Annotated in this window: 11 protein-coding genes; 3 read left to right on the forward strand and 8 right to left on the reverse strand. The window is 47.7% G+C overall.

The features are described from left to right. On the forward strand, positions 1-1,008 hold a 1,008-nt coding region (locus tag ACQY6Q_RS17185), incomplete at its 5' end, for a PilZ domain-containing protein (RefSeq protein WP_427983329.1). A 7-nt stretch (positions 1,009-1,015) separates the two neighbouring features. Here the strand turns inward: ACQY6Q_RS17185 and serB are convergent. Beyond that, on the reverse strand, positions 1,016-2,011 hold the full coding sequence (gene serB, locus ACQY6Q_RS17190) for a phosphoserine phosphatase SerB (RefSeq protein ID WP_427983331.1): 996 nt from the start codon (positions 2,009-2,011) through the stop codon (positions 1,016-1,018). Between the two features lie 103 nt (positions 2,012-2,114). Here serB and ACQY6Q_RS17195 point away from each other — a divergent pair, with 103 nt between their 5' ends. After that, on the forward strand, positions 2,115-2,798 hold the full coding sequence (locus ACQY6Q_RS17195; protein ID WP_427983333.1) for a YtjB family periplasmic protein: 684 nt from the start codon (positions 2,115-2,117) through the stop codon (positions 2,796-2,798). Here the strand turns inward: ACQY6Q_RS17195 and deoD are convergent. The 6 genes from deoD to ACQY6Q_RS17225 all read right to left on the reverse strand — a co-directional run bounded on the left by deoD (position 2,795) and on the right by ACQY6Q_RS17225 (position 8,802). Then, on the reverse strand, positions 2,795-3,499 hold the full coding sequence (gene deoD, locus ACQY6Q_RS17200) for a purine-nucleoside phosphorylase (RefSeq protein ID WP_427983335.1): 705 nt from the start codon (positions 3,497-3,499) through the stop codon (positions 2,795-2,797). The two genes, ACQY6Q_RS17195 and deoD, sit on opposite strands and share 4 nt — an antisense overlap. A gap of 57 nt (positions 3,500-3,556) precedes the next feature. Continuing rightward, positions 3,557-4,771 carry a phosphopentomutase gene (locus tag ACQY6Q_RS17205; protein ID WP_427983336.1) on the reverse strand — a complete coding sequence of 405 codons (1,215 nt, stop codon included), beginning with the start codon at positions 4,769-4,771 and terminating at the stop codon, positions 3,557-3,559. 9 nt (positions 4,772-4,780) lie between these two features. Further along, complete coding sequence (deoA, locus tag ACQY6Q_RS17210; RefSeq protein WP_427983337.1) at positions 4,781-6,112, reverse strand: thymidine phosphorylase; 1,332 nt, start codon at positions 6,110-6,112, stop codon at positions 4,781-4,783. A gap of 34 nt (positions 6,113-6,146) precedes the next feature. Next, a complete protein-coding gene (gene deoC, locus ACQY6Q_RS17215; protein ID WP_427983338.1) occupies positions 6,147-6,920 on the reverse strand; it encodes a deoxyribose-phosphate aldolase in 774 nt (257 codons plus the stop codon). Positions 6,921-7,020: 100 nt separating this feature from the next. Continuing rightward, positions 7,021-8,259, reverse strand: coding sequence for a NupC/NupG family nucleoside CNT transporter (locus tag ACQY6Q_RS17220; RefSeq protein ID WP_427983340.1), 1,239 nt, complete (start codon positions 8,257-8,259; stop codon positions 7,021-7,023). A gap of 372 nt (positions 8,260-8,631) precedes the next feature. Further along, positions 8,632-8,802 carry a XapX domain-containing protein gene (locus ACQY6Q_RS17225; RefSeq protein ID WP_427983341.1) on the reverse strand — a complete coding sequence of 57 codons (171 nt, stop codon included), beginning with the start codon at positions 8,800-8,802 and terminating at the stop codon, positions 8,632-8,634. 181 nt (positions 8,803-8,983) lie between these two features. Here ACQY6Q_RS17225 and ACQY6Q_RS17230 point away from each other — a divergent pair, with 181 nt between their 5' ends. Then, complete coding sequence (locus ACQY6Q_RS17230; protein WP_427983342.1) at positions 8,984-10,405, forward strand: hypothetical protein; 1,422 nt, start codon at positions 8,984-8,986, stop codon at positions 10,403-10,405. Here the strand turns inward: ACQY6Q_RS17230 and ACQY6Q_RS17235 are convergent. Further along, the gene (locus tag ACQY6Q_RS17235) at positions 10,381-11,175 is read right to left on the reverse strand and encodes a TatD family hydrolase (protein WP_427983343.1); all 795 of its coding nucleotides are present in this window, start codon (positions 11,173-11,175) and stop codon (positions 10,381-10,383) included. The genes ACQY6Q_RS17230 and ACQY6Q_RS17235 overlap by 25 nt on opposite strands. Positions 11,176-11,281 lie beyond the last annotated feature (106 nt).

Consider the following 11,281-nt stretch of genomic DNA (forward strand, 5'->3'; position numbering starts at 1 on the left):
AACCAGAGCAAACAAAAAAAGACCCAATTCGAGCAAATCAATTACAAATACTTACAGCTAAGAAAAGAAAATCGCTATCAGCACCGCTCTTTGGTTGAAGTGGAAGTCGCCGAGCAAAACCGTAGCGAAACCGGCTGGACTGCTGATTTCTCGGTGTCGGGGATGAAAATAGAACTAGAAACACCACTCAACTATGAAATTGGCGATACCCTTTATTTAGCCCTTCCTCAATTTCAGAAACTGGTGAAAAACTTCAGTTTATCTCACCTCCCCTATCAGGTGACCAACTGCAATAACAGCAAAACGGTATACAACCTCAAGGCTGCAGAGAGCAAGGGGCGCGCTCATGAAGGGAGTCGCTTCTTCCAGCAGTTGATCAGTAATAACCTCGACAAGCTACCGGCACTCCCAGAGGGTAAGGCAATAGCAGGGCTATCCGATGCGCTACGCCAAATTTTATGTGCCCCCCTGTTTTGTCGCGCCATGTTCATCCATAAAGTACCGGGTTCATTAGAGGTGAAATGTGTCACCTACGGTGCCTTTGCTCAAGATAGCGACAAATGGCTAAACATTGATAGCAGCAAACATACTGCCGACTTAAGCCAGTTTTTATCCAGTGAAAACCTAGCCAGCTTTTTAGCTACTCAGCTGCGCAGCCATAAACCCAGCGACAATCCTGAAAAAATTGAAGTGATTACGGTCACTGCCAAAGATAGCGATAAACTGTTAGCAGTGCGTTGCAGTGGCAACTTTGACTCAATTCAACAGCTGCGAAACTTTGTCCAGTTAAGCGCCGGGCGCGGCCAAGTTAATGCCTTTAACCTACAACTCTCTCGAGTGGGTCGTCCTGATACTGAGTACATTCAGCGTGAATTAGACTACATCAGCCATTATGCGATTCACCGCGCTAAGCAGCTGGAAGACGAGTTATGGAGTGTGGCCGGTGTGATAGAAGTGACTGACGTAACTGAAGAACTTATGCAGCGCTTTAACTTCAGCGCTGCATAATAATAACTTAAGCCGCTAGCATTTTAGCGGCTAGCAAAATACAGACTACGCCATCTAAATCGCTGTGTTTAATCGCCAGTTGGGCTTGCTGTTGCACTAAAGGCTTGGCATGAATCGCCACACCAAAATCGGCGGCGGCTAGCATTTTTAAGTCATTGGCTCCGTCACCAATAGCCACGGTTTGAGTGGCCCCATAACGCTGTTTTAACTGCGCCAAGATATTCGCTTTAACCTGCGCATCAACCACGCCGCCCACAACTTGGCCGGTTAAGGTCTGCCGCTCAATTTCTAATACATTGGCTTGCACATAATCAAAACCTAAATCTTGCTGTAGACGCTCGGCAAAATAAGTAAAACCACCGGAAGCAATCGCGACCTTCCAACCGGCATCATGAATGGTTGAAATTAAACAGCTTAGGCCTGGCATTAACGGCATATTGTCGGCCACTTGCTGCAAAATGCTCTCTGGGGCGCCTTTTAGCTTACTAACACGAGTACGCAAGCTTTGCTCAAAGTCTAATTCTCCACGCATCGCGGCGGCGGTAACGGCACTAACCTCTTCACCGACATTGGCTAAGGCAGCTATTTCATCAATACATTCTATTTGAATGGTGGTGGAATCCATGTCCATCAATACCACACCCGCTTGGCTTAGATCTGGCAGGCTATCTAAGGCTACCGCATCAAATGTCAACTGAGCCTGCGCGAGCTGCTGCTTACACCAAGTACTATCAGCGGCACTTTGCAACAAAACACAGGTATTTCCCGCCGCAGGAAGTACCCCACATAATTGCAAAGGCTGTTGCAGCAAGGTTTGAGTTAGCTTGATGAAATCTTCAAGCAATAAATCCTTGGACCAAGCTAATACATAAGCACCGGTTAAGGCGGCTTGCCCGGCCACTAAACCTTGTTCGGCAGATAACTGATAGGGATAGGTTTTTAAGGCTAAAGACCACTGACTAAGAGATTGCGGTAAGCTGTCGAGGCGATGTGGAGAGTCCAAACTAAATCCTTGTTTCTAGAAAATTGCGGCGCATCAAGATAGCGTATTGCTTTTTGGTTTGGCAAGCACCTACAATGGCTTTGCAGATAAAAAAGAGGTGTATGTGGCCAAATCCGCTGTTAGACGCTATCGAATCATTCAATTCAGCCAATTTATACTCGCCATTCTGTGCTGTATTTGGGTGTTCTATTATTACCTTGATTTAAAGCACAGCGGTGAGCAGTTAATTGAAAACCAAACCGAAAAACTGGCCCGCTCGCTCACCTCTCTCGCCGCGTTAAACGCCGCCACCTATATCGACCAAGATAATAACCAAGAACTGGGTGAATTGGTCAATGCCTTGGTTAAAGAGCATTTCGTAAGAGATGCCTCAATTTACGACAACCGAGGCCTGCGACTGGCAAGCTCGCAACTGGCGCTGCCGCTAACCCAGCTGTTGCCTCTTGCTGGAGCTAACCATACTCCACTAGAAGGCTTTGGACGACGCCCCTACGTAGCGGAAATCAGAGGAGAACAAGGCGAAACCTTGGGCTTTTTACGGATCACCCTAGAGCACACCACGTTGCTCGCCGAAGCCAATACCTACATCAGCCATAGCCAATCGAAAATGATGATGATGTTCTTGGTGTCGATTTGTATTGGTTTTCTATTAACTCGGGTATTATCGCGAAAACGCCATCTGGCGACATTATTTAATATTAATGCACGGGCGCAGCGTAAAAAGGCTAAACAAGCGAAGCAACTTCTGGCAGACATCGCCGCCAGAAGTGAACGAGCCCAAGACTAAAGCAAAGACTCAAGAGTAAGGATAATCATATCGTTGAAGGTGGTTTGACGTTCTTCGGCAGTGGTTTTCTCTCCGCTGCGAATATGGTCAGAAATGGTCACCACACACAAGGCCGCCTTGCCACACTCAGCCGCCACACCATAAAGGCCAGCCGCTTCCATCTCTACCGCGTAAACGTTGTGTTTTTCCATCACATCAAACATCTCTGGTTCGGGTGAATAAAACAAATCAGCGGAGAAAATATTGCCCACTTTAGCATCAATGCCCTGCGCTTTAGCGCTGTCAACGGCGGCACGTAATAACTCATAGTTGGCAATAGCGGCAAAGTCGTGGCCGTTAAAACGAACCCGATTAACTTTCGAGTCAGTGCAAGCGCCCATGGCAATTACTACGTCGCGCAGTTTAATATCGTTACTTACCGCGCCAGCGCTGCCCACTCGAATGATGTTTTCTACACCATATTGAGTATATAGCTCGTGAGCATAAATAGAGCAGCTGGGGATCCCCATACCAGATCCCATAACCGATACCCGTTTTCCTTTATAGGTACCAGTGTAACCCAGCATATTACGTACGCCAGTTACTTCTACAACGTCTTCTAAAAAAGTTTCTGCGATGTGTTTGGCACGCAGCGGGTCGCCTGGCATAAGAACCGTTTCGGCAAAATCACCCGGTTTAGCATTAATATGAGGGGTAGCCATAAAATCTCCTAACAGTGAATTTGAAGCCGCACTCCCTGTGCGACAGTTCAGAATTGTTTATAAAAAGCTGCTGCCGTAATCAAGCTCAGGCAACTTCAGGTAATCGGCAATGGTTTGACCAATATCGGCAAAAGTATCTCGCTTACCGACATTTTTGGCGGCAAGTTTTTTGCCGTAAAAAATCACCGGAATATGTTCGCGAGTATGATCCGTCCCTTGCCATGTAGGGTCACAACCATGGTCGGCGGTAATAATCACAATATCTTCATCGCTAAGCTTGGCCAGTAATTCCGGCAAACGTTGATCGAAATACTCTAGCGCCGCCGCATAACCCGCTACATCGCGTCGATGCCCATAGGATGAATCAAAATCCACGAAGTTGGTAAAAATAATACTATTATCAACCTGGCGGTCCATTTCACTCAAGGTCAAATCAAACAAACCCTCTAAGCCGGTCGCTTTCACCTTGCGAGTAATACCTTGCTGAGCATAAATATCGGCAATTTTGCCAATACTCACCACTTCACCACCGGCCTCGGCCATGCGGTCGAGTAGGGTTGGCGCAGGCGGTAATACTGATAGATCGCGGCGGTTACCGGTGCGGGCAAAATCCTTAGCGCTGTTGCCAACAAACGGACGGGCAATCACTCGGCCAATGTTGTAAGGGTCGACCAGTTCACGAGCAATTTCGCAAAGTTTCAGCAAACGCTCTAAACCGAAGGTTTCTTCATGCGCGGCGATCTGAAAAACACTGTCGGCCGAGGTGTAAAAAATCGGCTTACCGCTCGCCATGTGCTCTTCGCCTAGGCGCTCTAATACCTCGGTACCCGAGGCATGGCAATTACCCAGATACCCGGGTAAGTCGGCGCGTTTAACCAACTCATCTAACAGGCTCTGCGGGAAGCTATTTTCGGTTTCGCTAAAATAGCCCCAATCGAACAATACGGGTACACCAGCGATTTCCCAGTGACCACTGGGGGTATCTTTACCACTGGACAGTTCCGCCGCATAGCCATGTTGGCCAGTGGGCTTAATGCTGGCATCTAACCCTGGAGGAAAGACTCCACCACTATCGGCGCAGGCCTGGCCTAAACCTAAGCGATTTAAATTAGGAATGTTAAGCGGGCCGGTTCTACCTTGCTCGGCCTTTCCTTGCGCACATTGCTCAGCAATGTGTAGCAGGGTATTAGCACCTTGGTCGCCGAATTTATCTGCATCCGCGGTGGCGCCGATACCAAAGGAATCAAGCATTAAAATAATCGCACGTTTCATAGGATCTCCTTAACCAGCAATAATGCGCTGATACACCGACTGTGGCTGCTCAAAATCAGCCCCGGCTTCAGCCAACGTAATCGCTTGTTGAATTTGTTTTTCAGCGGCCTGCCAAGAAGCTTCGTCGTTGGCATGCAAAATTAACAGGGCTTGTCCTTTATCTACAAGGTCACCCAACTGAACCAGCCCACTAAGCCCTACGCTGTGATCAATAGCGGCACCGGGAACACTGCGTCCACCACCCAAGCCTACTACCACCATGCCTAAGTCACGGCAATCTAGCTGGCTGACCATGCCACTGTGTCTTGCCAGTACCGGCTTAACCACCTTGGCTTTTGCTAAATAATGTTCACTACGCTCAACAAAATCATTAGGCCCACCAAGAGCACTCACCATTTTGGCAAAGCGCTCTAAAGCTGCACCAGAGCTAATACTGTCGGCCAATTTTTGCTCGGCCTGCTGCTGGTTATCAGCTAAGCCACTAGATATCAGCATCTCACTGGCTAGCGCAGTAGTAACTTGATGTAAACGCAAGGCCGAGGTATCCCCTTGCAAATACCGCAGCGTTTCGGCGATTTCTACAGCATTACCGGCGCTGGGCGCCAGCGGCTGATTCATATCAGTGAGCAGCGCACTGCATCTCACTCCGGCGGCATTGGCCACGGTAACAATGCTTTCAGCCAAGGCCTTTGATTGAGCGAAGTCAGGCATAAAGGCACCACTGCCCACCTTTACATCCATAACTAGGGCATCAAGGCCTGAGGCAAGTTTCTTGCTGAGAATGGAACCGGTGATCAACGGAATAGACTCCACCGTAGCGGTCACATCTCGAATGCCATATAGGCGTTTATCGGCGGGCGCCAATTCACCGGTTTGTCCGATGATGGCAATACCCACTTCTTTTACAATGTTTTCAAATTGCTGAGTGCTAGGGGTAATAGAATAACCGGGAATGGACTCCAGCTTATCTAAAGTCCCACCGGTATGGCCTAAACCACGCCCCGAAATCATCGGTACATGACCGCCACATGCTGCCACCATGGGCCCCAAGATTAACGACGTTAAATCACCTACGCCCCCAGTGGAATGCTTGTCGACTACTGGACCGGGTAAATCAAGATGCTGCCAGCTGAGTACTTGGCCAGAATCACGCATCGCGCAAGTGAGCGCAGTAGCTTCTTCTGCGGTCATGCCATTAAAGTAGACCGCCATAGCAAAGGCCCCTACCTGACTATCACTGAGTTGGCCGGTGGTGATGCCATCAACCATAAACTGGACTTCAGCCACCGATAGCGCATGGCCATCACGTTTACGTCGAATGATTTCTTGAGGAAAAAACATCAGCATTCCTTAACAATGAGTCTACAGAAAAAGCTTAGTAACCAGCACCCGCTTGGGCGCTCTCGTCACCCGCAATGGTGGCTTGTAAAGCCGCTAATAAGCTAGAGGCACCGAAGCGGAAATGGGCTTGGCTTAACCAGTCATTCCCCAGAATATTGCTAGCAAGATCTAAGTAAACTTTTGCTTGTTCAGCACTTTTCACCCCACCCGCTGCTTTAAAACCACAGTCAGGGTTAAACTCGGCAATCGCATTAAGCATGATTTCTGCCGCTTCTGGGGTAGCATTTACCGGCACTTTACCGGTAGACGTTTTAATAAAATCGGCACCGGCTTTAATCGCAATCTCACTGGCTTTTGCGATTAATTCTGGGCTTTTTAATTCGCCACTTTCAATAATCACCTTTAGCTTAATCTCGCCACAAGCCGCTTTACATTGCTGCACCAAGTCAAAGCCGACCTGTTCTTCACCGGCCATTAAGGCGCGCCATGGAAATACTACGTCTACTTCGTCTGCACCGTAAGCCACTGCAGCTTTGGTTTCGGCAACGGCTAGAGCCACATCATCTTCACCTAACGGGAAGTTAGTTACCGTTGCAATTTTCACTTCGCTGGCGTCAAGCTCAGCTAACACCTTACGGGCGAAAGGAATGAAACGAGGATAAATACAAATCGCAGCAACTTGGCCATCAGCTGATTTAGCCTGGCTGCAAAGGGCCGCCACCGTTTCACGAGTATCGTCATCATTTAAGGTGGTGAGGTCCATTAAAGAAAGGGCTGTACGGGCCACAGCAGTAAGAGACTGAGACATAATTATTCCTCAAGTATTTAAAGATTAAACCTAGTGCTAGAGCAGCAATAGATAGCGCTGTATTAAGGCTTCCCGGAGCTTAACCGGGAAGCCTTACTAGCTATAGCAGACTGACAAAGAAACCAGCAAGTGCGGCGCTCATTAAGTTAGCTAACGAGGCTGCGGCTACGGCCTTAAGACCTAAACGGGCAATATCACCACGGCGAGTTGGCGCCATGCTACCTAAGCCACCCAGTAGAATCGCAATAGACGACAAGTTAGCAAAACCACACAGTGCAAAGGTAATCACCACTTGAGTATGTTGAGAAAGCGTTTCGCGAGCACCAACAAAATCGATGTAAGCAACAAACTCGTTCACAATCAGTTTTTGACCAATGAAGCTACCTGCTTGTACCGCTTCAGCCCAAGGCACACCAATAATCCACGCTACGGGAGCAAAGATATAACCTAGGATTAATTGAATGGTTAGGCCTTCAACACCAAACCAACCACCAATACCACCTACCATGCTATTTAATAGCGCGATAAGGCCAATGAAAGCCAACAGCATTGCGCCAACGTTAAGCGCTAAGTGCATACCAGTTGAAGCACCAGCGGCCGCGGCATCAATCACATTAGATGGGCGCTCTTCTTCGGCTAGAGTGGCATCCATATCTTGTTCAGAAGGATTGGTCTCTGGCTTAATCATTTTAGCCATTAACAAACCACCAGGAGCTGCCATGAAAGAAGCGGCAATCAGGTACTTAAGCTCTACACCTAAACCGGCATAACCCGCCAATACTGAACCCGCAACTGAGGCTAAACCACCCACCATAATGGCGAACAACTCTGATTCACTCATTTTAGGAATGAAGGGCTTCACTACGATAGGCGCTTCGGTTTGACCAACAAAAATGTTAGCCGTGGCCGACATAGACTCTGGACGACTGGTACCTAAGACTTTTTGTAAGGCACCACCAATCACCAAAATAATCTTCTGCATAATGCCTAAGTAATAAAGCACCGCAATTAAAGCAGAGAAGAAGATAATGATGGGTAATACACGTACTGCAAATACAAAGCCCACCCCGTTGCCAAACATGGCATCACTGCCTAAGCCGCCAAACAGGAAGGCAATACCAGCTTGAGCGCTGTCGATAACAGACTGAACCCCACCAGATACCGCTGCCAAAACGTCTTGGCCAAACGGAATGTAAAGTACAAATGCACCGAAGCCTGCTTGAATAGCAAAAGCGCCAAATACGGTACGTTTGTTAATTGATTTTTTATTATCGGAGAGCAAGAATGCTATCCCTAGCAGCGCAACTACGCCTACCAAGCTCATTAATGTATTATTCATACGTGTCCCTAATTAACTAGTTATATTTTTATTAAACCGACATTGCTCTAGTGGTTTAGTACTAAGCAAGAAGCCACAACAACAAGCCAGAATTGGTATTCCATTACACTTACAGTATCCGTTTAGGTCTAGCCTCGTCTTTACCAAGCTGTAATGACTTCTACGGACCATGATCATACCTTGGCTTAGCTGGCTAAATGCTAGTTAGATCAAATCTAATCGAGTTATAAACTCCATTTAACACCATGTTAACCACATGTGTTGATAAAGTTTCTCATTACCATTAAGCTGAGTGATTTATCTCAAATGCACTGTGCAACTATAGGTAACTTTCGGCGGCTTTTCTCTGGATGTTGATTTATGCTAAAAACATTAAGAGAAAAAATGTTGTATCACTTGTTGGTAGGCCATGCCGCCTAAATAGATACCAACAATACCGACAATACCAGATAGAACCGGTGGCGCAGGTAAGGGCAGTTTAATTGCACTAAATACCACGCCTACGATTGCGCCTGTTACTAAGGCAATAATGACTTCGTTCATAAGCACCTTCCTTTTGTTGGTGGCAATCATATTAAACAAGTAAATCGCCACAGTTCCCCTAAGTTGATGCGTGCAGTCTAGGCGGAGGGAACGGCTAATTTCGTGAGCTAAATCACGGGATATTTGTCAAGGATTAGTCACACTAGGCCTAGTTACTAAATATGTTGAAAAGAGTTTTAAAGTGAATATCAGTCCAAACGCCGCCCAACAGCAAGAGTTTGCCTTTAGACAAGAGTTTAACTGCTGCAAAAACTGTCGCTGTCCTAATTTTGGGGTCACTGAAAGCTCTGACTACTTAGCCAAAAGCCAGCAATTAGGTTACCCCGCCCTGCACTGTAAAGCCTGTGGCAGTTACCCCCCTTTAGTAGACAGTCATAGCGTTAATTTAGTAGTAGCAGAGCGCGCCCAGCAACACTTAAGCAAAGCGCCTTGCGGTTGTAGCCAGTGTGAACCGGGCTTCTTTTTGGGGCCCACCGTGGGGGTCAAACGCTATGGCAAAACTGGTGCCAATAGCCAGCGTTATCAATGCCGACAGTGCCAAAGTGTATTTACTCAACCGCACATTAAAAATACCGAGCAATTGTGTCAGTTGTTTAACTTTTTAAGCCAAGGACACAATCCACAGCAAATCATGCAGCAATTAAGCATTGCCCCCAAAATCTACTACCAGCTATTACAAAGGCTTTACCATTGCCTGCGCTTTTATAGCCGCTTACAGGAACAACGCGCCCTACCGCATGACTTTATTGCCCTGCATACCGAGAGCAAGGTGCACGAATTTTCCGAACAAAAACGCATTTGGGCCTTATGTTCTAACGAGGTTCAATCAGGTTATGTATTGCTGCACACCCATAACCAAACTCAGGTTGAATTAAGCCAAGCGGTTTACTATCAGCAGCGCCCTTCCACCACCTTACCGGCACTGCAAGATAACCCCATAGTAGAAGCCTTAAAGCGCCGCTATCAGCTCACCCTGAACCGCTACCATTTTGAAGACTTGCATTATGGGCCCACCTCTCACCTGCGTGGCACTCATATTATTCAGCCTTCGGTATGTGCTTATGCGCATTTTCAGTTATTGTCTGGTTTTACCCACGGAGCTGCGCGCTTTCATCACTATATTGAACATGAAAGCAGTATTCGCGGCGCGGCGCTAATGTCTTGTGTGGAGGCAATTCGCAACAAACAAGCTGAGGTGTATTACATCTATCATCACCCGCGCACCGAAACCGATATGGGCGAAGGAGGTAACAAAGTAGGTTGGTGGAACGATCGCTGGTATCCTGCAGACTTTGGCGCCTATTGCAGCATTACCTCGGCTCAAGCCTCACCAATGCCGGTTAACTTGCCTCGGCCAATGGCCTGCCAGGCCTTTTTTGAACATCTAGAACAAAGCATGTCTAAGCAGCTTAAAAGTGCCAGTTCGGTGAATGCGCTATTTGAAATCAACCGTGCCCTGTTTAACTATGTATTGAGCGATAAGCAAGGGCAAACACCAGCGATGCGCCTAGGCTGCAGTGATAAGCCATTAAGTGGTAGCCAGTTAGTCAGCGCGGCGGTGGCGGCGGTGAACGCCGATCACATCGATAAATTTAGCGCCTGAACACTGTTTTGCCACAGTGCCGACTCAAGCTGTTCACTCGATTCGCTGCGCAGTGCCACCAGCTGCTGAAAAATCACTGCTAAATTTAATGGCGTATTGTGTGACTGGGTCATTTGGTAGAGCGGCATGTCCGGTGCGTCGGTTTCTAATACCAAGGCATCTAAGGGTAAGCGTTTTAAGGCCTTACGGGTCTTCTCTGAACGCGGCCAAGTAATGGTGCCACCAACCCCAATTTTAAAGCCTAAATCCACAAAGCGACTGGCTTGTACATAACTACCACTAAAGCCATGAATAATCCCACCTTGAGTAAACTGCTGCTGTTTTAACAGCTGTGCCACCTGATCGTGCACCCGAACCGAATGGATCAGCAAAGGCAAAGACAGCTCTTGCGCCGCTGCTATTTGCCAACTAAAAGCAAACTGCTGGTGCGCCATCGTCTCAGGAAAGCGTCCATCAAGACCACATTCCCCCCAAGCACTTACTTGGCCAAGCGCTTGTTTCAGCAACTCGTATAAGTGCTCAAGTTCTGGTTCTAAAGCTTGTACTGCTTGGCCTAAGGCCTGACTATTGAGAAAACAAGGATGATAACCCAGCGCCACACTAATACTTGGCAACTTGGCCAAATCCAATACCGTTTGCCAATTATCAGGCGATACCGCCGGCACCATGCAAAGCGCCACATTGGCGTTGGCAAAACTGGCCAAATGGCCGCTTAAATCATCATTAAAGGGAGGGAAATCGAGGTGGCAATGAGTATCAAACCAAGCCATATTATTTTTGCTCGGGTTTATCGTGCTCGCGGGGAATACAACTGCGGCAGGGCTTGTCTAAACCATTGGCGGCTAGCCAACGGTCGTAGCGCGCCACTAACCGAGA

It is taken from the genome of Agarivorans sp. (assembly GCF_050295395.1).
GTDB lineage: Bacteria > Pseudomonadota > Gammaproteobacteria > Enterobacterales > Celerinatantimonadaceae > Agarivorans.